The organism is Hansschlegelia quercus (assembly GCF_004310425.1).
GTDB classification, from domain to species: Bacteria; Pseudomonadota; Alphaproteobacteria; order Rhizobiales; family Methylopilaceae; genus Methylopila; species Methylopila quercus.
In genome coordinates this window covers 224,455-250,028 of the sequence record NZ_SIUB01000005.1, presented here as the reverse complement: position 1 = coordinate 250,028, position 25,574 = coordinate 224,455, and the positions used below count along the sequence as shown (strand labels likewise).

The following is a 25,574-nucleotide window of genomic DNA, read 5'->3' as shown; positions in this document are numbered from 1 at the left end:
CGAAAATGGCTACCGGCTCTTCGGGCGTCTCCCGCTTCTTCGGCGGCTCGCCGCTCGGCGTGCTGCTCCGCCTTCTGCTGCTCTGCGTGATCGTCGGGCTGATCCTTGACCAGCTCGACCTCAACGCCTTCGAGCTGTTCCGCTGGATGGGCAGGGTGCTGGAGGACGTGCTGCACAACAGCGCCCACGTCCTGCGCGCGATCGGGCGCTATTTCCTGATTGGAGCGGTGATCGTCATCCCGATCTGGATCGTGCTGCGGATCCTGAGGATGGGCTCCGGGCGGGCGTAATCGGCCGTCCCGCGGCATTGTCTGAATAAGCTTTCCTTATCCCGCAGCTTCCTTGTTGCGAGGATGTTCGCGCTGGCCAATGTTTCGCGCCGTTCACGAGAGCGGAGCGCGATCCATGGCAGACCCCATTCACGCCGACGTCGCAGTCGTCGGGCTGGGTGCGATGGGGGCTGCCGCTCTGGCGGAGCTCGCGCGCCGCGGCGTGAAGGCGGTCGGGATCGACCGGTTCGCGCCGCCGCACGATCTCGGCTCCAGCCATGGCGAGACCCGCATCACCCGGCAGGCGGTGGGCGAGGGCGCGGCGCTCGCGCCCTTCGTGATGAAGTCGCATGAGATATGGCGCGCGCTGGAGGAAGAGACCGGCGAAAGCCTGCTCGTCGAATGTGGCGCGCTGATCATGGGGAAGGGCGCGAATTCGCATCACGGCAAACCGGATTTCGTCCGCGCCACCGCAGCCACCGCAAAGGCGTTCTCAATCCCGCACGAGATGCTGGCGGCCGACGAAATCCGCCGGCGCTTCCCGCAATTCCTGGTCGACGACGACACTGTCGGATGCTTCGAGCCCGGCGGCGGCTATGTGCGGCCGGAGCGCTGCATCGCCGCGGCGCTGACCATCGCGCAGCGGCACGGCGCGACGATGAGGACAGGCGAGACCGTCACCTCCATCACCCAAATCGGCGATGGCGTGGAGGTCGTCACCTCGTCGGGGATCGTGCGGGCGTCGCGCGCCATCGTCTCGGCCGGCGCATGGATCGGGCCGCTGCTCGGGAGCCCGTTCGACCGGCTGCTGTCGGTCAAGCGCCAGGTCCTGCACTGGTTCGAGATGGAGCCTGACGCAGCGTTCTCCGAGCGGTCGCCCGTTTTTGTGTGGATGCATGGGACCGGCGACACAGACTATCTCTACGGCTTCCCGCCCTTGCCCGGCGACAGCCGCGTCAAGGTGGCGACCGAGCAGTATGAGGCGGAGACCACTGCGGATTCCGTCGAACGGACGGTTCGGCCTGAGGAATCGGCGGCGATGTTCCGGACGCATGTGGAGGGGCGTCTCGCGGGCGTCTCGCCGCGCGCGGTGAAGGCGGCGGCCTGCGTCTACACGGTGACGCCGGACTTCGCGTTCATCATCGACGACCATCCGGCCGCCGACCGGATCCTCGTGGTCTCGGCCTGCTCAGGCCACGGCTTCAAGCATTCCGCCGGCATCGGTCACGCGGTCGCGGCGCGGGTGACGACGGGCGCAAGCCCGATCGACTTCTCGCCCTTCTCGCTCGCCCGGCTCGGCTGAGGCTTCAGACCTCGGGCCCGGCCGCCGCGACAGCCGCGGCGTCGCGGCCGACAAAGTCTTCGAGCGATTTTGCGCCCTCTCGGTCGAGAGCGGCCGTGAGTTCGCGCGCGATGCGGGCGGCGAGGCCCGGGCCTTCATAGACCAGCGCGGTGTAGAGCTCGATCAGCGTTGCGCCGGCGCGGATTTTCGACAGCGCGTCGGCGCCCGAACCGACTCCCCCGACGCCGACGAGCGGCATGGCGCCCTCCATCCGCAGATAGGCCTCGGCCAGCGCCCAGTTCGCGCGCCTGAGAAGCGGCGCGCCGGAGAGGCCGCCAGTCTCGGTCGCCTGGGGGGCGCGAAGAGACGCCGGTCGGGCGAGGGTGGTGTTCGAGACCACGAGGCCGTCGAGCCCCCGCGCGCGCGCCACCGACACCACGTCTTCGATCCCGGCGAGATCGAGGTCGGGTGCGATCTTGAGCAGGATCGGCCGGCGCGGTCCCCGTGCTGCGGTCTCGTCGCGGGCCGCGATCACGCGCGCGACGAGATCGTCGAGAGCCGCGCGCGCCTGCAGGTCGCGCAGGCCCGGCGTGTTGGGCGAGGAGACGTTGACGGTGAAGAAAGCCGCGTCCTGCGCGAAGGTCTTCACGCCCGTCACGTAGTCCGCAGCGCGGTCCGCGGAATCCTTGTTCGCGCCGACATTGACGCCGACGAGCCCCCGCCGTCCGCGCCGGGTCTTCAGGCGTTCGAGGGCCGCCGCGGCGCCCTCATTGTTGAAGCCCAGCCGGTTCACCACCGCGCGGTCCGCGGCCAGGCGAAACAGGCGAGGCTTCGGATTGCCGGACTGCCGACGGGGCGTGACGGAGCCGATCTCGACGAAGCCGAACCCGAAGCCGAGCATTGCGTCGGGGGCGACGGCGTCCTTGTCGAAGCCCGCGGCGAGGCCGATCGGGTTCGGGAAATCGAGCCCGAAGGCCCGCACCCTCAGGCGCGGATCGAAAGCCGGCGGCGCTCGGAAAGGCAGACGGGCGAGGACCGACAGCGTCTTCTCATGGGCGCGCTCGGCGTCCAGCAGATGGACGGCCGGGCGGATCAGCGGCCAGAGGGCGGAGATGAGGGTCACGCCATCTCCGGAAACACATGCGCGCCATCGGGGGCGAGCGGCAAAGGCGAGACCGAGCGGACTGCGGAGAGCGGCAGCGGGCCGTAAAGATGCGGGAACAGCGCGCCGCCGCGCGACGGCTCCCACTTCAGAGCGGTCCCCAGCGCTGCCGCGTCGATTGCGACGAGCAGCAGGTCATCTTGGCCCGCGAAGTGTTTCGCTGCGGTCTCGCGCGCCTGGGAGGCGGTCGAGAAGTGGATGTATCCGTCCGCGAGATCGACCGGCGCTCCGGCGAACACGCCCGCCGCCTCCGCCTCGCGCCAGGGCGCTTCGGGCGTGATCTTGTAGATCGTTTCGGAGGGGATCGGCGCGGTCAGCTTCGGCCTCGGCTCATCTGGTCCGGCTCAGGAACTCAGCCGCCCGGACGGCGTTTCAGGCATTGCGGCCTGACCAGTAGAACCGGGCGCCGCAGCCGGCAAGAGTCGGAGGAAGCGCTTGCAGTGGACAAGCCCGTTCAAAGGTACTAATTCCTAAAAAGCGACCGCGCTCATAAACAGCGCGGCGAGGACAAAGGGCGGAGACCTATGCTCGGCCATGGTCAGATCTGGGCGGCGATCGACGCGCTGGCTGCGAAGAACGGCTTGTCGGCGTCCGGTCTTGCGAAGAAGTCGGGGCTTGATCCCACGACCTTCAACCGCTCCAAGCGGATCGCCGTGGACGGGCGCCCTCGTTGGCCCTCGACGGAGTCGATCGCCAAGGCGCTCGACGCGACCGCGACCAATCTCGACAATTTCATGGGCCTGCTAACGGAGGGTTCGTCACGCGCCCCATCGCGCAACGTGCCGCTGCTCGGCCTCGCGCAGGCCGGCGCAGGCGGCTTCTTCGACGATGCCGGGTTTCCGATCGGCCAGGGCTGGGACGAGATCGGCTTTCCGCAGGCCGACGGCCAGATGTACGCGCTGGAGATCTCCGGCGACTCGATGGCCCCCGTCTTCCGCGACGGCGATGTGGTGCTGGTCCAGCCGGGAGCGGCGGTCCGACGCGGCGACCGCGTGATCGTCAAGACGACGGACGGCGAGGTCATGGCGAAGGAGCTCGCGCGCCAGACGGCGAAGCAGGTCGAACTCCGCTCGCTCAACCGCGAGCACGCCGACCGCACCTTCGCGGCGAAGGAGATCGACTGGATCGCGCGGATCGTCTGGGCGAGCCAGTAGCCTAGAGGCCCCGGCCGACCCAGCCCGCCGTCATCTCGATCCCGCGCTCGAGATCGGCCGGAAAATCGAGCTCGCTCCATTCGAGTCCCTCGATCGAGCGCACGCCGACATTGCTCTGGTAGCGGGCGATGCCGTCGATCGCCGAGAGATACCAGCGCTTGAGGCCCTCTTCCGATCGCATCAGCCGCTCGATCTCGCCGACGAAGGCGCGGCCGCCCTCGTCCGTGAAGCGCAGGAAGCCGATCGACTCGCCGGTGACGAGGTCGTTCGGCAGCGTCTTGCCGATCGCGAGCAGGCGGTCGCCCTGCGTGCGCACCTTCATGTCGTCGGTGTCGTATTCGTCCTTGCGGTCGATCGTGACGGTGATCGGCGCGACCGGCGGATCGGCCAGCACGCGGCGGGCGATCTCCGGCTCGATCAGCGTGTCGCCGTTGAGGATCAGAAAGGACGAGCGCATCTCATGACGCGCGATCCAGCAGCTCGCGAGATTGTCGGCGAGCTCGAAGAACGGATTGTGGGTCGCGCGCACCGCGACGCCGGGCGTGTCGATCGCCTCGATCACCGCCTCGACCTTGGCGGCCTCGAAGCCGGTGACGACGGTGATGTCGTCGACCCCCGCGGCGCTCAGCGACCGCACCTGCCATTCGAGCAGCGAGCGGCCCGAGAACTGGACAAGGCACTTCGGGTTTTCAGCGGTGAGCGGCAGCAAGCGCCGGCCTTGGCCAGCGCTCAGGATGATGGCTTTCACGTCTGGTCAGGCCCTGTTCGTCGCAGCGGCGTCTGCGATACCGCCTTCGCAGGGGGGAAGGCAAACAGCGACGCGTCAGGCCTGATGGGCGATCTTCTCGAACTGGCCCGACTTGCGGAAGCGCACGAGATAGGTCGGCGCGACGGAGTCGACCGGCGTGGGCGTGACCCCCAGCCCTTCGAGCGTGCGGCCGGCGACGGACGCCTCGCGCGACACGACGTTGTCGGTCTCGAGCATCGCGACCTGGTCGACGGTGAGCGGCGCGTTCGGCAGCAGCTGCAGCGCCCGCGCCTGGAGGCGCGCGGCGGAGAAGGGCAGGGAGACGAGCGGACGCCTGCGGCCGGTCACCTTCAGGATGTAGCGCAGGATCTCCTCGAAGGTCATGACCTCCGGCCCGCCGAGCTCGTAAGCAGCGGGGCCGCCCGCCAATCCGCCCGAAAGCGCCTTGGCGACGACCTGCGCCACGTCGCCGACGAAGACCGGCTGGAACTTGGTCTGACCGCCTCCGATCAGCGGCAGCACGGGCGAGATCCGCGCCATGGCGGCGAAGCGGTTGAAGAAGGAATCCTCGGGGCCGAACACGACCGATGGCCGCAGGATGATCGCGTCCGGATAGACAGACAGCACGCCCTCTTCGCCGGCGGCCTTGCTCTGCCCGTAGCGGCCTTTGCTCGCGCGGTCCGCGCCGATCGCCGACATCTGCACGAAGGTTTGCGCGCCCGCCGCTCTAGCTGCCTCCGCAACCAGTCGGGGCCCTTCGGCCTGAAGCGCGTCAAAGCGCTGCTTGCCGCTTTCGGCGAGGATGCCGACGAGGTTCACGACGGCGTCGGAGCCCGTCGCGGCTTGCATGACGGATTCCGGAAATCGCAGATTGGCCTGCGTCGCGACGATCTGGCCGACGCCGCCGAGCGGCTGGAGATGGCCGGCAAGCGACGGGTTGCGCACCGCGATCCGCACGCGCCAGCCGTCGCGTGCGAGCGCTCGCACGACATGCCGGCCGATGAAGCCGGAGCCGCCGAACACCGTGACGAGCCTGTTTCCGACCGGACGCGTTCCCGTGGCGACCGCCATGCCGTGCGCTCCATTGATGCGCTTGAAGACTTCAGCGCCAGACGTAAGGCGGATGGACGCGAGGGTAAAGCGCTCAACCCGCCATTGACAGGGGGCGCCCCCACCCATAAGACCCGCGGCGAGCCCAGGTGGCGGAACTGGTAGACGCGCACGGTTCAGGTCCGTGTGGGTAACACCGTGGAGGTTCGAGTCCTCTCCTGGGCACCATCTATGCGCCGGGGCTTCGTGAGTGATCCTCGCGGAGCCCCGATCGCTTTCTAGGGCCTTTTTCTCCCGGCCTGCTCCCTCCGACGCAATCGAGGCGCGTTTTGACCATCCGGCTTCACCGCGGCGATCTCCCCGACGATTTCGAGTCAGGAGCATCGGTTGCGATCGACACCGAGACGCTCGGCCTCAATCCGCAGCGCGATCGTCTGTGCCTCGTGCAGATCTCGACCGGCGACGGCTCGGCCGACCTCGTGAAGATCGAGCTCGGGCAGACCCGCGCGCCGAATCTCGAAAAGGTGCTGCGCGACCGTTCGGTGCTGAAGCTGTTCCACTTCGCCCGCTTCGACGTCGCCGCCCTCTACAAGGCCTTCGGCGTGATGACCGAGCCGGTCTACTGCACCAAGATCGCCTCCAAGCTGGTGCGCACCTACACCGACCGGCACGGCCTGAAGGAGCTCGCGCGCGAGTTGCTCGGCGTCGAGGTCTCCAAGCAGCAGCAATCCTCCGACTGGGGCGCGGACGAGCTCTCCGAGGCCCAGCTCGCTTACGCCTCGAGCGACGTGCTCTACCTCCACGCCATGAAGGCGAAGCTCGACGCGATGCTGGCGCGCGAGGGCCGCTCCGCCTTCGCCGACGCCTGCTTCGCCTTCGTGCCGGTCCGCGCCGCGCTCGATCTCGCGGGCTGGGCGGACAACGACATTTTCGCCCACGCCTGAGCCGTCTTCACCTTCATGAAGAACACGGGGGGTCGATCCCCTTTGCGACGGTTGCGAGAATGCTTAGCTTGCAGGCGGCCGCCGGCGCTTCTTGATCGCCGGGCCGGCGTCATCCGTTTTCGTGGTGGCGGGTTGGCCGGACGAGAAGACTTCCGCCCGAGGGAGGCGCCGATGAGAGTGACGATCGCCGTTCTGGCCGTGCTGGCGTTCGCCGCCCCAGCCTCCGCCCAACAGAAACAGCAGCCGCAGACGTCTGTGACGTCGGCCTTTTCAGGGTTCTCGACCCGCTCGGACGAGCCGACCAACATCGAGGCCGACAATCTCGAGGTGCGCGACCAGCAGCAGGCCGCGATCTTCACGGGCAACGTCCTGATGACGCAGGGCGTGTCGACGCTGAAGAGCCGCAAGCTGACGATCTACTACTACAACAAGTCGGATCGGCCGGCCGCCGCGGCGCCGGTGAAGCAGGGCGAAACCAAAGCGCCGGGCGCTGCTGCGACCCCCGAGAGTGGCCGCGAGATCAAGCGCATGGAGGCCGAGGGCGACGTCGTCGTGACCCAGAACGACCAGAAAGCGACCGGGCAGCGCGGCGTGTTCGACACGCAGGCGAACACCGCGGAGCTGTTCGGCGGCGTGGTCGTCAGCCAGAACGACAATGTGATCCGCGGCGACCGACTGCATGTCGACCTGACCACGCAGACCTCGCGCGTCGAGAGCGGGGCGGCCGGCCGCGTCCAGGGCATCTTCAAGCCCCGCCAGCAGGCGAACGCCCGCTGAACCTCTCCGTCCCGGGCGTAGACGCGTGAAAAACCTGATCCGACGCGCCGGCCGCGGCGCGAGGCCTGAAGCCGCGCACGATTTCGCCTTCGCCGGCGCCGATGCGGGAGGGTCGCTTGTCGCGCGCAACCTCGCGAAGAGCTACGGCGCGCGCTCCGTCGTGAAGGACGTCAGCCTGACCGTGAAGCGCGGCGAGGCCGTCGGGCTTCTCGGGCCGAACGGCGCCGGCAAGACGACTGTGTTCTACATGATCACCGGCCTCGTGCCGGCAGACCGTGGCCGGATCGAGCTCGACGGCGCGGACGTGACGCGGCTGCCGATGCACAAGCGCGCGCGGCTCGGCGTCGGCTATCTGCCGCAGGAAGCGTCGATCTTCCGCGGCATGACGGTCGAGGACAACATCCGCGCCGTGCTCGAGGTCGTCGAGCCCGACCGTACGCGCCGGACGCACGATCTTGACGCCCTGCTCGACGAATTCGGCCTCGGGGGCATCCGTAAGTCCCCCGCCATCGCGCTGTCCGGCGGCGAGCGGCGGCGCGCCGAGATCGCTCGCGCGCTTGCGAGCCGGCCCGCCTTCATGCTGCTCGACGAGCCCTTCGCCGGCATCGACCCGATCGCCGTCGGCGACATCCAGTCGCTGGTCCGCCATCTCACCAATCGCGGCATCGGCGTGCTGATCACCGACCACAATGTCCGCGAAACGCTCGGCTTGATCGACCGTGCCTACATCATCCACGGCGGCGGCGTGCTGATGGAGGGCGCCCCGGAGGAGATCGTCGACAGCCCGGACGTTCGCCGTCTTTACCTTGGGGAAGAATTTCGGCTTTAAAGGAGACTGGGACCGGTTCCTTATGCAAGAATCGGCCCACCGGCCTTCGTTCAAGGTTGGCGCGTCGACCATTGCGGCGCGGACCGGATCGCTTCGGGCGAAATGGTTGCCGCGCTGGAGCTTACCGCCCCATGGCCCTGATCCCCAAGCTCGCGCTGCGCCAAGCTCAATCGCTGGTGATGACGCCGCAGCTGATGCAGGCGATCAAGCTGCTGCAGCTGTCGAGCCTCGATCTCGCCGCCTATGTCGACAAGGAGCTCGAGCAGAACCCGCTGCTCGAGCGGATCGAGCCGTCGGAGCAGCGCTCCGAGACCGCCGAGCCGGCGGCGCCGGAAAGCCGCACCGCCGCGGCGGACGGCTGGGACGGGCCGACCCAGGCCGAGGCGCCGCAGCTCACGATGGATCGGCTCGACGCCGATTTTGGCAACGTCTTCCCGGACGACGCCGCGCCGGCGGCTGAACTTCCCAAGGCCGCGGCGGCGGAGCCCGGCGACTGGTCGGGGCTTGGCGTCGGCGGCGCGTTCTCGGGGGAGGGCGGCGACATCGAGGCCTATGTCGCGGAGCGCGCGACGCTCGGCGACCATCTCGAACGCCAGCTCGCTATCGCCGTCGCCGATCCGGCCGACCGGCTGATCGGCCTCCACCTCGTCGACCTCGTCGACGCCGCCGGCTATATCCGCGAGCCGCTGGAGACGATCTCCGAGCGCTTGGGGTCGTCGATCGAGGACGTCGAGCGGGTGCTTGGGATCGTGCAGACCTTCGAGCCCACGGGTATCGCCGCCCGCACGCTCGCCGAATGCCTCGCGATCCAGCTCCGCGAGCGCGACCGGTTCGATCCGGCGATGAGGACGCTGGTCGAGAATCTCGACCTCGCCGCGCGGCGGGACTTCGCCGCGCTGAAGCGGATCTGCGGCGTCGACGACGAGGATCTCGCCGACATGCTGGCGGAGCTGCGGGCGCTCGATCCAAAGCCCGGCCACGCCTTCGGCTCGGAACTGGTGCAACCGGTCGTGCCGGACGTATCGGTGCGCGCGGCCTCCGACGGTTCATGGCTTGTGGAGCTGATCGCCGACTCGCTGCCGCGGGTGCTGGTCAACCAGTCCTATTACGCGCGCGTCGTGCGCACCGCGAAGAACGAGGTCGAGAAGACCTTCCTCACGGAATGCCTGCAGACGGCGAACTGGCTGACGCGCAGCCTAGAGCAGCGCGCGCGCACCATCCTCAAGGTCGCGACCGAGATCGTGCGCCAGCAGGACGGTTTCCTGACCTACGGCGTCGCGCATCTCAGGCCGCTCAATCTCAGGATGATCGCGGACGCGATCGGGATGCACGAATCCACCGTCTCTCGGGTGACCGCGAACAAATACATCGCGACGCCTCGGGGCGTGTTCGAACTCAAATACTTCTTTACCGCCTCGATCGCCAATGCCGACGGCGGCGACGCGCATTCCGCTGAGGCTGTCCGCCACCGCATCCGGATCATGATCGACGCCGAGAGCCCCGACGACGTGCTGTCTGACGACACGATCGTGAAGCTGCTGCATGGCGGCGGGGTCGAGATCGCCCGGCGCACCGTCGCCAAGTACCGCGAGAGCCTGCGGATTCCGTCCTCCGTGCAGCGCCGGCGGGAAAAGAAGGGCATGGCCGCAACGACCTGATCGTCGAGGATAAACCTTTTATATCAATAGCTTAAATCGGACGGCCCGCCGCTGCGAGGGTTCATTGACTTGGGCGCCCTCCGATCTTACTGCTGGTCCGACGCCCGCCGCGGACCAGTTTCCGTCGCAGCGTAACGTTGAACGGAGCGGAACTTCATGACCTTACGGGTTTCCGGGAAGAACCTCGATCTTGGCGAGGCGCTTCGGGGACAGGTCGAAGATCGCATCTCCGACGCGATGACCAAATATTTCGGCGGTGGGTTCTCCGGCCATGTCACGGTCGAGCGTGACGGCGGCGGCTTTCGCACGGAATGCGCCCTGCACCTCGACAGCGGCATCGTGCTGCACTCGGCCGGCGCGGCGGCTGACGCCTATGCGAGCTTCGACCAGGCCGCGGCCCGGATCGAGACGCGCCTCAAGCGCTACAAGAACCGGCTGCGCGATCATCATCAGGCCGATTCCGACGTGGGCGATCCGTCGTCTTACGTCGTGTTCGAAACGCCTGACGACGAGGTCGAGGAGGAGAGCGGCTGGAGCCCTGTGATCGTCGCTGAATCCACCAAGCCGCTGCGCCGCATGACTGTGGGTTTCGCGGTGATGGAGCTTGACCTGACGGGCGCGCCCGTCGTGGTGTTCCGGCATGCGAGCCATGGCCGCGTGAACGTCGTTTACCGACGCGGCGACGGCAATGTGGGATGGATCGATCCGGCGGCGCCTGCGAATGGCTCCGCGGACCACTGAACGCTTGGATCGTCCGGCGCGGGGCGCGCGGGTTCACCCGGAGCCCGACGCCGTCCTTCTCCGCCGGACGGAGGCTTGTGAGACCCGATGCCGCTGAGCGATCTCATCGCGCCGAACGCCGTCATGCCGGCGCTGAAGGCGAACTCGAAGAAGCAGGTCCTGCAGGAACTCGCGGCCAAGGCCGCGGAACTCACGGGCCTGCCCGAGCGGGAGGTATTCGACACGCTGCTGCAGCGCGAGCGCTTGGGCTCGACCGGGGTCGGGGCCGGCATCGCGATTCCGCACGGCAAGCTGCCGAAGTTCGACCGTCTGTTCGGATTGTTCGCGCGGCTCGAGCGGCCGATCGATTATGACGCGCTCGACGGCGAGCCTGTCGATCTCGCTTTCCTGCTGCTTGCGCCGGAGACTGCGGGAGCGGATCACCTCAAGGCGCTGGCGCGGGTCGCGCGCGTGCTTCGGGATCCGATAACCGCCCAAAAACTGCGGGCGTCGCGCGACGCCGGGGCGCTCCACGCTTTGCTCACGCATATCGCCGCGACGGACGCGGCCTGACGGCGTACGGGCGCCCCTCGCGAGGCGCCCGACCGGTTTAGTGGACGCTGACCGTCACCAGCTCATGTTCTCTGGCGCTTTCGATGAGCGCTTCACGGGTGTCCGCCACGACGATGGGCAGACCATCAGCGCCGAGAAGGGCGAAGAGGCTCAAGCCGGGCTCGAGTTCGGGCGCCTGCGGAAAGAGCGCGTTCAGCTCCTCAGAGAGGATCGGCTTCACGTAAGCGATGTGGCCGTCGCCGATCGCCGCGAATTCGGCGGGGCTCAAGGGATTGCGGGCGCTCGTCATTCCTTCGATCATGACTTCACTCCTTCTCCGCGATGCGGCGGCTCTCGTCGCGAGCGCTGATTGCGATACGCTGTACTGATCGCTTCGGTTCCGGACGCGCGAGATCGACGACGAGAAGACCCGTCGCAAGATCCGCGCCGAGGACCTCCATTCCCTCCGCCAAAACGAAGGCGCGGACAAACTGCCGCGCCGCGATCCCGCGGTGGAGATAGACCTTGTCCTCGCGCTCCTGCGGCGGGCGTCCGCGGATCACCAGCTCGTTCTTCTCGAGGGTGACCTCGATCTGATCCTGGCTGAAGCCTGCCACGGCCAAGGTGATCCTTAGCCGCTCGGGCTCGCCCTCCAACGGAGCAAGACGCTCGATATTGTAGGGCGGATAGCCGTCCGCGCTTTTGGAGGCGCGGTCGAGCGCTCGCTCGAGACCATCGAAGCCAAGCAGAAACGGGCTCTGCAGACCAGTGAGACGCGACATCTTCAAAGTCCTCGCTCAGGAAGCGACTTTGACGGAGCCTCGTAAACAAAGCGCTCCGCGCGGATCTTCATCTTTTGACGGATGCCGATCCTTGACCGGAACCTCTCCGGTCGATCACTCAAATGGTTTTTGTGGACTAAGGTTTCAAGCGAGCGGACAGGGACGTCAGAGCCTCGCGCCGGTTTCCGCGTCGAACATGTGCAGGCGCTCCGCGCGCGCGCCCAGCATCAATCGTCCGCCGACCTCGACGGAGGGCCTCTCCGCGAGGCGCGCGACCACCGGATGCGGGCCGACGTGGCCATGCACAAGGAAGGAGCCGTTCGCGCGCTCGACCTCCTCGACTGTGACCGGGAACTTGGCGCCGCCCGGCGACAGGCTGCCCTCTGGCAGCACGAAGAGGTCTTCCGGGCGCACACCGAGCCAGGCGAAGGTCGCCTTCGTCATGACGCTCGTCCCGCCGAGATTGGTGCCGTCCTCGAGCGACAAGCCCGTCTGGTTGGCGCGGACCGGCAGCAGGTTCATCGGCGGCGCGCCGAACAGGCGGGCGACGACGATGTCCGCCGGGTGATCGTAGATCGTCTCAGCGGAGCCCGAACTCAGGATGCGTCCAGCGTCCATAACCGCCAGCAGATCGCCGAGCGCCAGCGCATCCTCCGTGTCCTGAGTGGCAAGAATTGTCGTGACGCCGCTCTCCCGCTGGAGGCGGCGAAGCTCGCGCCGGAGCGCGGTCCGCCGCGCCGGCGGCAGTCCCGCGAATGGCTCGTCCAGCAGCAGAGCGCGGGGCGGGCGGGCATAGGCGCGGGAGAAGGCCGCAAGCGCGCGCTCGCCGCTCGATGCCGAAGCGATCCTGCGCGACATGAGCGCGCCGATGCCGACCGCATCGGCGCCCTTCAGCGCATCCTCCTGCGCCGCCTTGCGCTTCAGTCCACGCGCCCGCAGGCCGCCCGTGATCGCATCATAGAGATTGCCTCGCGCGGGGAGGGCGGTCGGGTCGATCAGCTCGGCGATATCGTCGCGACCGATCCGCCAGGATTGGCGGGCCGCCTCGCCGATCTCGATCTCGCCGCTCGTCAGCGGAAGCTGGCCCGCGACGAGCTTGAGCAGCGTCGATTTTCCCGCGCCGGTCGGCCCTGTGATCACGCAGATCGCGCCGTCCGGGATCGCGAGCGAGACGTCGTCGACGATCCGCGCGCGGGCCTTTTCGAACGTGACGGAGGTCAGCGTGATCGCGGCCATGCCTCAGCCGACCGCGAACAGCGCGACGAGGCCGAGCGCGCCGATGATCATCCGCCACCAGGCGAACACCGCAAAACCGTGCTGCGAGATGAAGTCGAGCACGTAGCGCACCACGATCAGCGCGGTAATGAAGGCGCAGACGAAGCCGATCGCAATCAGCGCCCCGTCGTCGAAATTGAGCACGGCGCGGTTCTTGTAGAGATCGTAGGCGAAGGCGCCGGACATGGTCGGGATCGCGAGGAAGAACGAGAACTCCGCCGCCGCTCTCTTGCTGGAGCCGAGCAGCAGCGCGGCGACGATGGTGGAGCCCGAGCGCGAGACGCCGGGGATAAGCGCCAAGCACTGGCACAGGCCGACGATCAGGCACATCAAGAGCGGGAAGCGCATCGCGTCGTCGTAGATCACGCCGCGGGGCTTCGAGCCTTCGCCGAGGCCGGCGACCGGTCCGCGCACCGGCTTGGTCGATTCGACCTGCGGCCTGTAGGCGCGGTCGACGAGCAGCAGAACCACGCCGCCGACGATCAGCGCGATGCAGATGGTCGCCGGGCTCTCGAACAGGACGTTCTTGATGAAGCCGTGGAGGGCCGCGCCGATGACGGCCGCGGGAAGGAAGGCGATGAGCACGCCGAGCACGAAGCGCCGCGCCTGCGGGTCGTGCGGCAGCCGCGTCGCGACCGACGTCAGCCGGCCGGCATAGACCGCGAGGATGGCGAGGATGGCGCCCAGCTGGATCACCACCTCGAAGGTCTTGCCGGTCGATTCGAAGCCGAGGAAATGACCGAGAAGCAGGATATGGCCGGTCGAGGAGACCGGGAGGAACTCGGTCAGTCCCTCGACCACCCCGAGCACGGCGGCTTCGAGCACGTTTACGACATCCATGGCGTTGTTCCCGTAGGCGCGCGGGCGATTCTGGAGTTGTCGCGCGGACGAGCCGGTTCTATACGGGGCGCCTGCGCCGCGCCACGCGACCAAACGGGGCGCCGGCGGGCCCACCGCGCGATCCATCAGCTTTACCCGCCCGCGCGACCTTTCGGCGACACATGGCGATTCTGTACCATCATCCGCTTTGCCCGCATTCGCGCTTCGTGCGGCTCGTGATGAGCGAATATGGCCTCGAAGCCGACCTCGTCGAAGAGAAGGTCTGGGAGCGGCGCGCGCCGTTTCTCGCGCTGAATCCCGCCGGCACGACGCCTGTTCTGGTCGAGGCGAGCATGCCCTCGGTGCCGGGCGCGGATGTAATCGCGGAATATCTCGACGAGACCCGCGGCCTGGCATTGGGCGATCGCCGCCTTCTGCCGGAGAGCCCGCGCGAGCGCGTCGAGACGAGGCGGCTGACCGACTGGTTCAATCGCAAGTTCTTCGACGAGGTGTCGAGCCACCTCGTCACGGAGAAGATTTACAAGCGCTTCATGCCGAGCAATCTCGGCGGCGGCGCGCCGGAGATGGCCGCGATCCGCGCAGGGCGCGCCAACATCCGCTATCATCTGAAATATGTCGGCTATCTCATCCGGCAGCGGAAATGGCTTGCGGGCGATCGGCTGAGCTACGCCGACCTCGCCGCAGCCGCGCATTTCTCGGTGGTGGACTATCTGGGCGACGTGCCGTGGGACGAGGACGAGAATGCGAGGAACTGGTACGCGCGGGTGAAATCGCGCCCCTCGTTCCGCCCGCTGCTCGCGGAGACCGTGCCCGGCACGGCGGCCGCCCCGCATTACGCGGATCTCGATTTCTGAACGACGGCCGTCGCGTTCAGGATGACGGGCGGGGTCGATGACGCCGGTCGCCCTTCGCTCCGCGCTGGAAGCGCGCGCCAGATCCCTCGGCTTCGACGCGTTCGGCGTCACCACGCCCGGCGGCATCCCGCAGGCCGCTCCGCGGCTGGCGCAGGCGCTCGCCGACGGCCATCACGGCACGATGCGATGGCTCTCCGATCGCGCGGAATGGCGCGGCGATCCGTCCGCGCTGTGGCCGGAGGCGCGCTCGGTCGTCATGCTCGGCATGAATTACGGCCCCGACGAGGATCCCCGCGCCGTTCTTCAGCGGCGCGAACGCGGGGCGATCTCGGTCTATGCCCGCGGGGACGACTATCACGAGGTCATCAAGGGCCGGCTGAAGCAGGTCGCCGGCGCGCTCGCGAGCATGGGCGCGCAAGCCAAGGTGTTCGTCGACACCGCGCCGGTGATGGAGAAGCCGCTGGCCGAGGCTGCGGGACTGGGCTGGCAGGGCAAACACACCAATCTGCTGTCGCGCGAGTTCGGCTCCTGGCTGTTCCTCGGAGCGATCTTCACGACGGCGGAGCTGCCGATCGACGAGCCGGCGGTCGGGTCCTGCGGGTCGTGCCGCGCCTGCCTCGACGCCTGCCCGACCGACGCCTTCCCCGCGCCGTACCGGCTCGATGCAAGGCGCTGCATCTCCTACCTCACGATCGAGCATGCCGGGCCGATCCCGCAGGAGTTCCGCGAGGCGATCGGCTCGCGGATCTATGGCTGCGACGACTGTCTCGCCGCCTGTCCGTGGAACAAGTTCGCTCAGGAGGGGCGGGAGATGCGGCTTTCCGCGAGAGAGGCTCTCCGCGCGCCAGCGCTGGCCGAGCTCGCCGGGCTGAACGACGCCGATTTCCGCGCGCTGTTCGCGAAATCGCCGATCAAGCGCATCGGCCGAGATCGCTTCCTGCGCAACGTCGCGCTCGCGATCGGTAATTCCGGCGTTCCCGCAATGGCCGTTCATGCCGAGCGGCTGACGCGCGACAGCTCGGCGCTGGTGCGCGGGGCGGCGGTCTGGGCGCTTTCGAGGCTCGCGCCTGCGACAGTCTCGGCCCTTGCCGAAGACGCCGCTTCGACGGAAACGGAGGCCTCGGTCCGCGACGAATGGCGCGCGGCGACGGCTCTGGAGCCCGCGTGAGACGGCTTGTCGTGATCGGCTGCGGCTATACCGGCCGGCGCTTCGTGGAGCTTCACGGCGCGGAGTTCGACGCGGTCGACGCGACCGCGCGTTCTGCCGACGCCGCCGCCAAGCTCGAAGGCGTCACGCGCCACGTATTCGACGGCGGTCCGGCCGACGACGGCCTCGCGGCCGCGATCGCCGAGGCGACCCATGTCCTGGTCTCGGCGCCGCCGGATGATCGCGGCGATCCCACGTTGCGCGGCGCGGGCGCGGCGCTGGCCCAAGCGAACAACCTCGCCTGGATCGGCTATCTCTCGACGATCGGCGTCTACGCCGACACCGGCGGCGCCTGGGTCGACGAGACGACGCTCCCAGAGGCCGACAGCGAGCGAGGCCGGCGCCGGATCGAGGTCGAGCGCGACTGGCTGGCGTTCGGCGCGGATAAGGGCGTCGCCGTGCAGGTCTTTCGGCTGGCGGGCATCTACGGCCCCGGCCGCAACCAGATCGAGAACCTCAAGGGAGGAACCGCTAAGCGTCTGGTGAAGTCCGGCCAGGTGTTCAACCGCATCCATGTCGATGACATCGCCGCGGCGATCGCGGCGGGGATCGAGCGCAGCGGCGTTGGGCCGATCGTGAACGTCGCCGACGACGAACCGGCGCCGCCGCAGGACGTCGTGACCTATGCCGCCGGCCTCATCGGGGTCGAGCCGCCGCCGGAGGTGGCGTTCGAGACGGCGGAGCTTACGCCGATGGCGCGCAGCTTCTATTCGTCGAACAAGCGCGTCAGGAACCGCCTGCTGCGCGAGGGGCTCGGCGTCCGCCTAGCCTATCCGACGTATAGGGAAGGGATCGCGGCGCTCGTCCGGTGACGCGGAGCCCAGGCGCTTGCGGCTTTGCGCGCGGCGTGGTCTGGATCGCCAAAACAAGACGTCTCAAGGGAAGAAGTCCATGCGTTCGAAGGCAATCATCCTCGCTCTGCCGCTGATCGCGGCGTCGAGCGCGCTCCTCGCGGCGCAGGGCTTCCACCTTCCGCCGCGCAAGCCCGGTCAGTGGGACATGAGCATCTCGGTCGACACGGCCGCGATGCCGCCGCAGATCATCACGATGTGCCTCAACGACGAGACGGACAAGCTGCTGAACGAGCGGTTCGGCGGCATGGCTTCGACCATGTGCTCGCGCCAGGATCAGACAAAGGAGGGCGACTCCATCATCCTCGAGAGCGAGTGCGCCCTCGGCGAGATGAAGTCGACCTCGCACACCGTCGTCACCGGCGACTTCGACGCCGCCTACACGATGAAGACCAAGGTCACGATGGAAGGTCAGCGGGACTCGCCAGGCAACTTCGACAAGGTCGCCCCGGCCGGCCCGACCTCGCAGGAAACGACGATCCAGGCCAAGCGCGTCGGCGAGTGCAAATCCGGCTACAAGCCCGGCGATATCGATCTTGGCGGCGGCAAGGTGATCAATGTCCGCGACATGCCGGCGCCGAAGATCGAGTAATCGGCGGGTTTAGCGATCCGGTCCCAGCGCGAACTGCATCAGCAGGGTGCGCTGGAACACCGAAAAGTTGTCGTCGGAGACCAGCGTCAGCACGGTGCGTCCGTCGGGCGCGTGGTGCGCCGAGATCCCTTCGAAATTGTCGATCTGCTGGGACAGCGTCGCCTGCATCAGCGTCGGACCGTCGATGCGGGCGCCGGGGCGGATGTCCGCGGCCGCAAGGAGGCGAATGCGCACGGAGAGAGAGAAAGGCGGTCGCCAGCGCCGTTCGAGCAGGACGAAGCCGTCGTCCGGCAGCCGCACCATGTCCGTCGGCGAGAAATCGTCCGTCCGGCGCACCGCGAAGGCGAAAGGTTTGTCCACCCCCGCCACGAAGCCTCGATTGTCGCCTTCCTCGTCGAGGAACCTCTCGGCGACGAGCACGACGCCACCGGTCGCCAAGGCGGCGATCGCCTCGTAGCCGGTCCCCACCGGCGCACGGGCGGCGGCACCGGGGAGCGGCACGAGCGTCCCGCGCCCTGTGGGTCGGCCGTCGGATCCGAGCGGATAGCGTATCAGCCAGTTCACGCGTTCGGCTGCGGTCCACGCGACCCGCCCCTGGATTTCCAGGCTCTCGGTGTCGAAGCCACGGCGGCCGGGCAGAGGCTGGCCATCGCGTCCGGGCGTCGGCGCGCGGGTGACGTTCGTCAGCGCCGCTGGGCGCGAGCCGTCATAAATGAGCTTGCCCCGGAACCAGTTTCCGCGGTCGCTGATCGCCGTGAAATCGGATCCGTCCGCGGAGATGCGCAGGCCCGAAAGGCCGCCGAAATCGGGATCGGACGACCGGAGCTGAAGACCGCCGAGAAAGACCAGCTTCCCGTAAGGCGCGCCGATCGGCGTAGCGGGGTCGAAGCGGTCGATCGGCGTGGAGGAGACCTCGATAGCATCCGGCTCTGCGGCCTCGGCGGACTGGCCGAAGACGAGCGCCAACGCGATCAAGCAGGCGAGGCGTCGGATCACGCTCTGGCGTGTCGCTTGGGCGCCGCCGCCGGAGTCTCGTCAAACAGTTCGGCGAGCTTTTCGGTCATCACGCCGCCGAGCTCCTCGGCGTCGACGATGGTGACGGCGCGCTTGTAGTAACGGGTGACGTCGTGGCCGATGCCGATCGCGATCAGCTCGACGGGAGAGCGCGTCTCGATCTCGGCGATGACGCGGCGCAGATGCTTCTCGAGATAGTTGCCGACATTCACCGACAGCGTGGAATCATCGACCGGCGCGCCGTCGGAGATCACCATCAGGATGCGGCGCTGCTCGGGCCGGCGCAGCAGGCGCTCATGCGCCCAGACCAACGCCTCGCCGTCGATGTTCTCCTTGAGCAGCCCCTCGCGCATCATCAGGCCGAGGTTGCGCCGGGTCCGCCGCCAGGGCGCGTCGGCAGCCTTGTAGATGATGTGGCGAAGGTCGTTCAGCCGGCCGGGGCCCATCGGCTTGCCCGCGGCCAGCCATTGCTCGCGCGCCTGGCCGCCCTTCCAGGCGCGGGTGGTGAAGCCGAGGATCTCGACCTTGACGCCGCAGCGCTCAAGCGTCCGGGCCAGGATGTCCGCGCAGGTCGCCGCGACCGTGATCGGACGGCCGCGCATAGAACCGGAATTGTCGAGCAGCAGGGTGACGACCGTATCGCGGAAGTCGGTATCGCGCTCGCGCATGAAAGTGAGCGCGCTCATCGGATCGATCACGACGCGGGACAGGCGCGCAGGATCGAGCATGCCTTCCTCGAGGTCGAAATCCCAGGCGCGGCTCTGCTGCGCGAGCAGGCGGCGCTGCAGGCGGTTTGCGAGCCGGCCGACCACGCCCTGAAGGGCCGAGAGCTGTTTGTCGAGATAGGATCGCAGGCGCGCGAGCTCTTCAGGGTCACAGAGCTCCTCGGCTAGCGCCTCCTCGTCGAACTTGGTGGTGAAGGCGACGTAGTCCGGACGCTCTCGCTCGGCGCGGGGCTCGTCCTTCGGACGCCACGGCTCGGTCGCCTCTTCGGCCTCGCCGAGCTCCTCGTCGTCCGGGCTGTCCGTCGGCGGCGCGTCCGCCGCCTCCATCTGCTCGGCGTCCTCGTCATGCTCGGCGGAAGCCTCGGACTCCGCCTGATCGGCGCCGTCGCTCTCTTCCTGCGGAGCGTCGGCGGCCTCGCCCTCCTGCGGCGGGGGATCCTGGCCCTCGTTCTCGCCGTCCTCTTCGTTGCGTTCGCGGTCGGAGGACAGCTCCTCGCCCATGTCGAGCGAGGTCAGGAGGTCACGGATCGTGCGGGCGTAGGCGTTCTGGTTTTCGAGCACCTGATCGAGCCGCGCGAGGTTCTTGCCAGCCTTCTCCTCGATCCACGGCCGCCAGAGCTCCACGAGCTTGCGGGCGGCCTCCGGCGGCTTCTGGCCGGTCAGCCGCTCCCGGACCATGAGCGAGACGGCATCCTGCAACGGCGCGTCGGCCCGGTCGGTGATCTCGGCGTAGGGGCCGCGATGATAGCGGTCCTCGAGCATGGCGGAGAGATTGGCGGCCGAGCCGGTCATACGCCGAGAGCCGATCGCCTCCACGCGGGCCTGCTCGACCGCGTCGAACACCGCGCGCGCCTCTGCGCCCTGCGGCGCGAGCTTGGAGTGAGTCGCGGCGTCATGGCAGGCGAGGCGGAGCGCCATGGAATCCGCGTAGCCGCGCAGGATCGAGACGTCTTCGGCGGACAGGCGGCGCGGCGGCTCCGGCAAGCGCGCCTTCGGCCCGACCAGCGCCGGCCGCTCGGACGCGAAGGTCACCTCGACATCAGGGTTGCCGGAAATCGCGCGCAAGCAGCCCGCCACCGCCCGCTTCAGCGGCTCGGAGGGCGGGGCGGGCTTTTCGCCTGGCTTGCGGTTGGAGATCAACGGGTCCCCGTCAGCTCATCGCGACGTTGACCGCGCTTTCCGGCAGCTCCTTGCCGAAGCAGCGCTGGTAGAATTCGGCGACGAGTGAACGCTCGAGCTCGTCGCATTTGTTCAGGAAGGTCAGGCGGAAGGCGAAGCCGAGATCGCCGAAGATGTCCGCGTTCTCCGCCCAGGTAATGACGGTGCGCGGGCTCATCACGGTCGACAGGTCGCCGTTGATGAAGGCCTGGCGGGTGAGGTCGGCGAGCCTGACCATCTTCGACACGGTATCGCGGCCGGTCGGGCTGTCGCGATGGCTGGGCGACTTCGCGAGCACGATGTCGACCTCCCTGTCATGCGCGAGATAGTTCAGCGTGGTGACGATGGACCAGCGGTCCATCTGGCCCTGATTGATCTGCTGCGTGCCGTGATAGAGGCCCGAGGTGTCGCCGAGGCCGACCGTGTTCGCCGTCGCGAACAGGCGGAAGGCGGGGTGGGGGCGCAGCACCCGCTTCTGGTCGAGCAAAGTGAGCTTGCCGGAGACCTCCAGCACGCGCTGGATGACGAACATCACGTCCGGCCGTCCGGCGTCGTATTCGTCGAACACCAGCGCGACGTTGTTCTGCAGCGCCCAGGGCAGGATGCCGTCACGGAATTCGGTGACCTGCTTGCCTTCCTTGAGGACGATGGCGTCCTTGCCGATCAGGTCGATGCGGCTGACATGGCTGTCGAGGTTCACGCGCACGCAGGGCCAGTTCAGCCTGGCGGCGACCTGCTCGATATGGGTCGATTTGCCAGTGCCGTGATAGCCCGTGACCATGACGCGGCGGTTCTTCGCAAAGCCTGCGAGGATCGCGAGCGTCGTGTCGTGGTCGAACAGATAATCGGGATCGAGGTCGGGCACCGCGCCGTGCGCCTCGCCGAAGGCCGGAACCTCAAGATCGCTGTCGATGCCGAACAACTGCCGGACCGACACCTTCATGTCGGGCAGGAGGCTATCGGCGGACGGTGCGTCTATCAGTGCGGTCATGGGGCCTCCCGGCCGGGGCGTTCGTCGACCCGCGCGAGGAGATGGCGCGCGTGGACTTGAGGTCTAACGATCAGCAGAAGCCGGCGGATCGCAGATAGTTATAGGCTTGGATGATCTCGCGCAATTTGTCCTCGGTGCTGCGGTCACCCCCATTGGCGTCGGGATGCAGCCGCTTCACGAGCTCCTTGTAGCGCGCCTTGATCTCGTCCGGGCCGGCCGAGGCGCCGAGATTGAGCGCTTCCAGCGACTTGCGCTCGACCTTCTTGAGCTCGCGCTCGGGTTCCGGCTTCTCCCGCGGACTGCCGTCCTCGTTGAACATGCGGAAAGCGTCTTCGAAGACGAAGTCGCTGGCCCAGCCGCGGCGCGCGCCCTTGGCGCTGTGGTTCTTCTTGCGCTCGTCCGGGGTCGCCGAGCCGTTGCGTCCCATGCTCCAGGTCGGACGGTGGCCGACATGCGCATCCTTCTCATAGGCGCGCAGAGCCTCGTCCGACATGCCGGAGAAGAAGTTGTAGGACTGGTTGTACTGACGCACGTGCTCGAGGCAGAAGCGCCAGTACTCGTTCTCGCGGTCGCGGCCCTTGGGCGCGCGATGAGCGCCGGGCGCGCGGCAGCCGGGGTGGTCGCACGTCGCCGCCTTCGGCTCCGGTCGCTTCTCGGCGGGGGAGGCCCGCGAAACGCGGATGCGGTCGAACCAGGGACTATCGAGTTTCATCACGCGGCCATTATGGGCGCCGGGGCGCACACGAACAAGCGCGCCTCGTCGCAAACCGGCCTTCGCCGGAAGAGGGTTGACGGCCGGCCGGAACGCGCCGACGTGAGGAACAAGGGGCGGTTCATACGCGCCGCTTCGGAGTTAACAGAGGGTTAAGATGAGCGTGCGCGACAGGATCGAACAGACGCTTGCCGAAGCGCTCGCGCCCGAGCGGCTGGAGATCGTCGACGAGAGCCATCTCCACGCCGGCCATGCCGGCGCGCGGCCCGAAGGCGAAACGCATTTCCGGGTCCGCGTCGTCTCGGCCGCTTTTTCAGGCATGAGCCGGATCGACCGGCACCGGCGGGTCAATGCCCTGCTCGCGAGCGAACTCGCCGGTCCGATCCACGCGCTCGCGATCGACGCCCGCGCGCCGGAAGAGCCCGGCCGGCCTTAAAGCGGGGCGGGACGCTCCGGGCGAAACCCCATGCCGACGACGCGGGCCGGCAGCCGGGCGAGCACGGGGAAAGTTCTGAGCGCTTTTAGAGCAAGCGGCGGCGAAAGCTTCCCCTGTCGGCGAAGCGTCGGCGCGATCACCCGGTTCTGCACCATCACCTGAAGGGCCTGCGTCAGCTTCGTCGGCCATGCGCGGCGCGCCTGGACGCGCGCGAGATCGGCCTCGGTCAAGCGGCCGTCCCGGAGCGGCCGCGCGATCAGGTTCGCGGTCGCGATGGCGTCCTGCACGGCGAGGTTCACGCCGACCCCGCCCACCGGCGACATGGCGTGGGCGGCGTCGCCGATGCAGAGCACGCCGGGAGCGTGCCATCGCGTCAGCCGGTCGACCGCAACCGTCAGCAGGCTCACCTGCTCCCAGTCCGCGATCTCGGCCGTACGGTCGGCGGCGAAAGGCGCGAGCCGAGCGACGGTCGAGCGGAAGGCGGCGATCCCCTTTGCCCTCTCCTCGTCGGCTCCGCCCTTGGGCACGACATAGGCGCACTGCCAGTAATCGCCGCGGTTGATCGCGACCATGATCGCGCCGGCGCTAAACCGTCCCGCGGTCGCGTCTCCATCGCTCTCCTTCCGCGACATGCGGAACCACATGACGTCCATCGGCGCGCCGATCTCGATCCGTTCGAGGCCCGCCTGCTCGCGCACCATCGAGCGCCGTCCGTCGCAGCCGACGACGAGCTCCGCCTCGATCTCGATTGCGCCGTCCGGCGTCTTGGCGACGACGCCCGAGACGCGGCCCTTCTTCCTCAGCAGTGAAACTCCCTCCGCCTGGCGGAGCAACCGGAAGCAGGAATGGCGCTCCGCCTCCGCGGCCAGAAGATCGAGGAAATTCCACTGCGGCGTCATCGCGATGAAGCGGCAGCGCGTCGGCAGATGGCGGAAATCGGCGATCATGAACGGCTCGTCTTCGACGAAGCCCGTCAGCGTTTCGACCTTCTCATGCGGGATCGCCAAGAAACGATCGAGAAGGCCGATATCGTCGAGCGCGGCGAGCGTCGACGGATGGATCGTGTCGCCTCGGAAGTCGCGCAGAAAGTCGGCGTGCTTCTCCAGCACGATCGTCTCAACGCCGGCGCGGGCGAGGAGAAGGCCGAGCATCAGGCCCGCAGGCCCTCCGCCCACGATCGCGACCGCCGTCCTGATGGTCGCGGGCATAAGCCGTTCAGCCCTGCCCGAAGGCGGCTTTGAGGCTGCGCCCGACGGCGTCCTGCGCCTCGCGCGCATGGCCGACGACGTCTGTCAGCCCGAAGAAGCCGTGGGTGACGCCGGCATAATCGAGCGTTTCCACCGCGACGCCGGCGGTCTCCAGCTTTTCAGCGAGGGCGAGCCCCTCGGAGCGTAGCGGATCGATGTCGGCGGTGACGATCGTCGTCGGCGGCAGGCCTGCGAGGGCGTTCGAGTTCACGAGGTCGATCCGCGGATCGAAGCGCTCGGCGGGGGACAGCAGCGCGTGGCCGAAGATCCAGAGCATCAGCTCCTTGCCGAGCGGCCGCGCGTCCGCATTGAGCCGGTAGGACTCGGTCGAAAGGTCGCTGCCTGCGATGGGATAGACCAGCGCCTGCCGGGCGGGCGGCCTCAGACCGCGGTCTCGCGCGGAGATCGAGACATGCGCCGCGAGATTGGCGCCGGCGCTCTCGCCCATCACGGCAAAGCGCGTCCCGTCGCCGCCGAACGCTGCGGCGGCGCCGATCAGCCAGTCCCATGCCGCGGCCGCGTCATCGTGGGCCGCCGGGAACTTGTGCTCCGGCGCGAGCCGGTAATGCGCCGAGACGACGAGGCAGTCGGCCTTCGCGGCCATGGCGCGCGGGCCGCCGTCATAGGCGTCGAAATCGCCATAGACGAAACCGCCGCCGTGGAAATAGAGCAGCGTCGGCAGCGGCCCGGCGGCGTCGCGCGGCCTGTAGAGGCGGGCGGGCAGGTCGCCTTCAGCGCCGCGATAAGTCAAATCCTCGGTCGTGACGCCAAGATCGTCCGGGGTCCCGCCGGCCTTCGCGAGCAATGAGCGCGCGGCGTCGGCGAGGCTCGGCTGCCGGCGGGCTTCCTCCGGCGTCAGATCCTCGACGAGCTCGGCGCCAAGACCCTTGAGCTCGTCGAGCAGGCGGCTCATCTCGAAATCCGCCCGCGCCGCCGGATCGCGCGACACCGCGCCGATGATCCGCGCAAGCCGTTCCCCGATTGTGGGAGGCGTCTGATCGATCATAGAGGCGTGCCCCTTCGGCTGGTCGAGCCTTAGAAGTGGCTCTTCATCACGCGGCGGAAAGTGTGGCGGCGTCGATCGAGGTGTTTGCGGCTGCCGGGCGCAGCCGTATAGTGTCACGTGTGACGCGATGAGGGCACGAACGATGACGGGGCGCCCTGCTTTGAAGTCCTCACGTGAAAGGATGCAGCAGCTTCGGGCGCGACGACGCGCCCAAGGGATGAAGCTCGTTCAATTCTGGGTGCCGGACGTCCGCTCGCCAGAATTCTTAGCGGAAGCCAGACGGCAATCGCTTGCGGTGGCTAACAGTCCCCAGGAGGCGGAGGACCAAGCTTTCATCGATTCGCTCTCGATCGACCCTTGGACCGAAGAGAACGGGAGGTGAAGCGTGGCGAAGTCTGGACGGCGGCAGGCGGGGCTGACTATGCGGGGAAGCCGCGTCCTTCGGTGATAGTCCAGGATGACGCCTTTGAGGCCACGGAATCGATCACGATCTGTGCATTGACGAGTTGGACAGGAGGGGGGCCACTTTTGCGCCCCCTAATAATGCCGAGCGATGGGAACGGGCTCTCCGCTGAAAGCGCGTTGATGATCGACAAGATTACGACTCTGCCGCGGACGAAACTTCGACAAAGAATCGGTCGGCTAAGCGACAAGGACATGCGCCGACTCGGTGAAGCCATGCTGATTTTCTTCGGGCTCGCGGCGCCGGTGTCCACGCACGAAAAAAGCGAATAAGGCG

Annotated in this window: 30 protein-coding genes and 1 tRNA gene; 17 read left to right on the top strand and 14 right to left on the bottom strand. The window is 68.0% G+C overall.

Features of this window, described 5'->3' with window-relative positions; all coding sequences use genetic code 11:
* The first annotated feature begins 5 nt into the window (after positions 1–5).
* Positions 6–290: a DUF6460 domain-containing protein gene (locus EYR15_RS12140; RefSeq protein WP_131003804.1), complete on the top strand. Its 285-nt coding sequence runs from the start codon at positions 6–8 to the stop codon at positions 288–290.
* Between the two features lie 115 nt (positions 291–405).
* Positions 406–1,572, top strand: coding sequence for an N-methyl-L-tryptophan oxidase (gene solA, locus EYR15_RS12135; protein ID WP_131003803.1), 1,167 nt, complete (start codon positions 406–408; stop codon positions 1,570–1,572).
* A 4-nt stretch (positions 1,573–1,576) separates the two neighbouring features.
* Here the strand turns inward: solA and EYR15_RS12130 are convergent, their stop codons facing one another.
* Together EYR15_RS12130 and EYR15_RS12125 are read right to left on the bottom strand one after the other, a co-directional pair.
* Positions 1,577–2,674, bottom strand: a complete 1,098-nt coding sequence (locus EYR15_RS12130; protein ID WP_245498280.1) for a quinone-dependent dihydroorotate dehydrogenase — start codon at positions 2,672–2,674, stop codon at positions 1,577–1,579.
* On the bottom strand, positions 2,671–3,018 hold the full coding sequence (locus tag EYR15_RS12125) for a DUF952 domain-containing protein (protein WP_131003802.1): 348 nt from the start codon (positions 3,016–3,018) through the stop codon (positions 2,671–2,673). Before EYR15_RS12125 ends, EYR15_RS12130 begins: the two co-directional genes overlap by 4 nt.
* A 219-nt stretch (positions 3,019–3,237) precedes the next feature.
* Between EYR15_RS12125 and EYR15_RS12120 the strand changes: the two genes are divergently transcribed.
* Positions 3,238–3,867, top strand: a complete 630-nt coding sequence (locus EYR15_RS12120) for a S24 family peptidase (RefSeq protein WP_131003801.1) — start codon at positions 3,238–3,240, stop codon at positions 3,865–3,867.
* Position 3,868: 1 nt separating this feature from the next.
* On the opposite strand, the gene EYR15_RS12115 is transcribed toward EYR15_RS12120, so the two are convergent.
* Both EYR15_RS12115 and EYR15_RS12110 read right to left on the bottom strand, forming a co-directional pair.
* Positions 3,869–4,615, bottom strand: coding sequence for a phosphocholine cytidylyltransferase family protein (locus EYR15_RS12115; RefSeq protein ID WP_131003800.1), 747 nt, complete (start codon positions 4,613–4,615; stop codon positions 3,869–3,871).
* 75 nt (positions 4,616–4,690) lie between these two features.
* Complete coding sequence (locus tag EYR15_RS12110; protein WP_131003799.1) at positions 4,691–5,686, bottom strand: complex I NDUFA9 subunit family protein; 996 nt, start codon at positions 5,684–5,686, stop codon at positions 4,691–4,693.
* 122 nt (positions 5,687–5,808) lie between these two features.
* On the opposite strand from EYR15_RS12110, the gene EYR15_RS12105 reads away from it, so the two are divergent.
* The 7 genes from EYR15_RS12105 to ptsN all read left to right on the top strand — a co-directional run bounded on the left by EYR15_RS12105 (position 5,809) and on the right by ptsN (position 11,166).
* Positions 5,809–5,893 (top strand) — tRNA-Leu (locus tag EYR15_RS12105).
* A 101-nt stretch (positions 5,894–5,994) separates the two neighbouring features.
* Entirely contained in the window at positions 5,995–6,609 is a 615-nt protein-coding gene (locus EYR15_RS12100) for a ribonuclease D (RefSeq protein ID WP_131003798.1), read from the top strand.
* A 171-nt stretch (positions 6,610–6,780) separates the two neighbouring features.
* A complete protein-coding gene (locus EYR15_RS12095) occupies positions 6,781–7,386 on the top strand; it encodes an LptA/OstA family protein (RefSeq protein WP_131003797.1) in 606 nt (201 codons plus the stop codon).
* A gap of 25 nt (positions 7,387–7,411) precedes the next feature.
* Positions 7,412–8,215, top strand: a complete 804-nt coding sequence (lptB, locus tag EYR15_RS12090) for an LPS export ABC transporter ATP-binding protein (protein WP_131003796.1) — start codon at positions 7,412–7,414, stop codon at positions 8,213–8,215.
* Between the two features lie 131 nt (positions 8,216–8,346).
* Positions 8,347–9,873, top strand: coding sequence for an RNA polymerase factor sigma-54 (gene rpoN / locus EYR15_RS12085; protein WP_131003795.1), 1,527 nt, complete (start codon positions 8,347–8,349; stop codon positions 9,871–9,873).
* Between the two features lie 156 nt (positions 9,874–10,029).
* Complete coding sequence (gene hpf, locus EYR15_RS12080; protein WP_131003794.1) at positions 10,030–10,614, top strand: ribosome hibernation-promoting factor, HPF/YfiA family; 585 nt, start codon at positions 10,030–10,032, stop codon at positions 10,612–10,614.
* A gap of 87 nt (positions 10,615–10,701) precedes the next feature.
* A complete protein-coding gene (ptsN, locus tag EYR15_RS12075) occupies positions 10,702–11,166 on the top strand; it encodes a PTS IIA-like nitrogen regulatory protein PtsN (RefSeq protein WP_131003793.1) in 465 nt (154 codons plus the stop codon).
* A gap of 37 nt (positions 11,167–11,203) precedes the next feature.
* Here ptsN and EYR15_RS12070 read toward each other — a convergent pair whose 3' ends face one another.
* From EYR15_RS12070 to EYR15_RS12055, 4 genes are all read right to left on the bottom strand, one after another.
* Complete coding sequence (locus EYR15_RS12070) at positions 11,204–11,467, bottom strand: BQ00720 family protein (RefSeq protein ID WP_131003792.1); 264 nt, start codon at positions 11,465–11,467, stop codon at positions 11,204–11,206.
* 4 nt (positions 11,468–11,471) lie between these two features.
* Entirely contained in the window at positions 11,472–11,927 is a 456-nt protein-coding gene (locus EYR15_RS12065) for an Hsp20 family protein (protein ID WP_131003791.1), read from the bottom strand.
* A 165-nt stretch (positions 11,928–12,092) separates the two neighbouring features.
* Entirely contained in the window at positions 12,093–13,163 is a 1,071-nt protein-coding gene (locus tag EYR15_RS12060; RefSeq protein WP_131003790.1) for an ABC transporter ATP-binding protein, read from the bottom strand.
* A gap of 3 nt (positions 13,164–13,166) precedes the next feature.
* Entirely contained in the window at positions 13,167–14,042 is an 876-nt protein-coding gene (locus EYR15_RS12055) for an undecaprenyl-diphosphate phosphatase (RefSeq protein WP_131003789.1), read from the bottom strand.
* 161 nt (positions 14,043–14,203) lie between these two features.
* Here EYR15_RS12055 and EYR15_RS12050 point away from each other — a divergent pair, with 161 nt between their 5' ends.
* From EYR15_RS12050 to EYR15_RS12035, 4 genes are all read left to right on the top strand, one after another.
* Positions 14,204–14,896, top strand: a complete 693-nt coding sequence (locus EYR15_RS12050) for a glutathione S-transferase family protein (RefSeq protein WP_131003788.1) — start codon at positions 14,204–14,206, stop codon at positions 14,894–14,896.
* Between the two features lie 37 nt (positions 14,897–14,933).
* Positions 14,934–16,064 carry a tRNA epoxyqueuosine(34) reductase QueG gene (gene queG, locus EYR15_RS12045; RefSeq protein WP_131003787.1) on the top strand — a complete coding sequence of 377 codons (1,131 nt, stop codon included), beginning with the start codon at positions 14,934–14,936 and terminating at the stop codon, positions 16,062–16,064.
* Entirely contained in the window at positions 16,061–16,915 is an 855-nt protein-coding gene (locus EYR15_RS12040; protein WP_245498279.1) for a Rossmann-fold NAD(P)-binding domain-containing protein, read from the top strand. Before queG ends, EYR15_RS12040 begins: the two co-directional genes overlap by 4 nt.
* A gap of 79 nt (positions 16,916–16,994) precedes the next feature.
* Positions 16,995–17,546, top strand: a complete 552-nt coding sequence (locus EYR15_RS12035) for a DUF3617 domain-containing protein (RefSeq protein ID WP_131003785.1) — start codon at positions 16,995–16,997, stop codon at positions 17,544–17,546.
* Between the two features lie 9 nt (positions 17,547–17,555).
* Here the strand turns inward: EYR15_RS12035 and EYR15_RS12030 are convergent, their stop codons facing one another.
* The 4 genes from EYR15_RS12030 to EYR15_RS12015 all read right to left on the bottom strand — a co-directional run bounded on the left by EYR15_RS12030 (position 17,556) and on the right by EYR15_RS12015 (position 22,146).
* Complete coding sequence (locus EYR15_RS12030; protein WP_131003784.1) at positions 17,556–18,542, bottom strand: esterase-like activity of phytase family protein; 987 nt, start codon at positions 18,540–18,542, stop codon at positions 17,556–17,558.
* Positions 18,539–20,425, bottom strand: a complete 1,887-nt coding sequence (gene cobT, locus EYR15_RS12025) for a cobaltochelatase subunit CobT (protein ID WP_131003783.1) — start codon at positions 20,423–20,425, stop codon at positions 18,539–18,541. Before cobT ends, EYR15_RS12030 begins: the two co-directional genes overlap by 4 nt.
* Positions 20,426–20,435: 10 nt before the next feature.
* Positions 20,436–21,434 (bottom strand): cobaltochelatase subunit CobS, encoded by a 999-nt coding sequence (gene cobS, locus EYR15_RS12020; protein WP_131003782.1) that lies wholly within the window; start codon positions 21,432–21,434, stop codon positions 20,436–20,438.
* 70 nt (positions 21,435–21,504) lie between these two features.
* On the bottom strand, positions 21,505–22,146 hold the full coding sequence (locus EYR15_RS12015) for a J domain-containing protein (RefSeq protein ID WP_131003781.1): 642 nt from the start codon (positions 22,144–22,146) through the stop codon (positions 21,505–21,507).
* A gap of 157 nt (positions 22,147–22,303) precedes the next feature.
* Here EYR15_RS12015 and EYR15_RS12010 point away from each other — a divergent pair, with 157 nt between their 5' ends.
* Positions 22,304–22,582, top strand: coding sequence for a BolA family protein (locus tag EYR15_RS12010; protein ID WP_131003780.1), 279 nt, complete (start codon positions 22,304–22,306; stop codon positions 22,580–22,582).
* Here EYR15_RS12010 and EYR15_RS12005 read toward each other — a convergent pair.
* Both EYR15_RS12005 and EYR15_RS12000 read right to left on the bottom strand, forming a co-directional pair.
* A complete protein-coding gene (locus EYR15_RS12005; protein ID WP_131003779.1) occupies positions 22,579–23,790 on the bottom strand; it encodes an FAD-dependent oxidoreductase in 1,212 nt (403 codons plus the stop codon). The two genes, EYR15_RS12010 and EYR15_RS12005, sit on opposite strands and share 4 nt — an antisense overlap.
* A gap of 7 nt (positions 23,791–23,797) precedes the next feature.
* The gene (locus EYR15_RS12000; protein WP_131003778.1) at positions 23,798–24,835 is read right to left on the bottom strand and encodes an alpha/beta hydrolase; all 1,038 of its coding nucleotides are present in this window, start codon (positions 24,833–24,835) and stop codon (positions 23,798–23,800) included.
* 127 nt (positions 24,836–24,962) lie between these two features.
* On the opposite strand from EYR15_RS12000, the gene EYR15_RS11995 reads away from it, so the two are divergent.
* Positions 24,963–25,217 (top strand): antitoxin MazE family protein, encoded by a 255-nt coding sequence (locus tag EYR15_RS11995; protein ID WP_342635544.1) that lies wholly within the window; start codon positions 24,963–24,965, stop codon positions 25,215–25,217.
* Complete coding sequence (locus EYR15_RS11990) at positions 25,214–25,570, top strand: type II toxin-antitoxin system PemK/MazF family toxin (RefSeq protein ID WP_131003777.1); 357 nt, start codon at positions 25,214–25,216, stop codon at positions 25,568–25,570. The genes EYR15_RS11995 and EYR15_RS11990 overlap by 4 nt, the downstream gene beginning before the upstream one ends.
* The last annotated feature ends 4 nt before the right edge of the window (positions 25,571–25,574 follow it).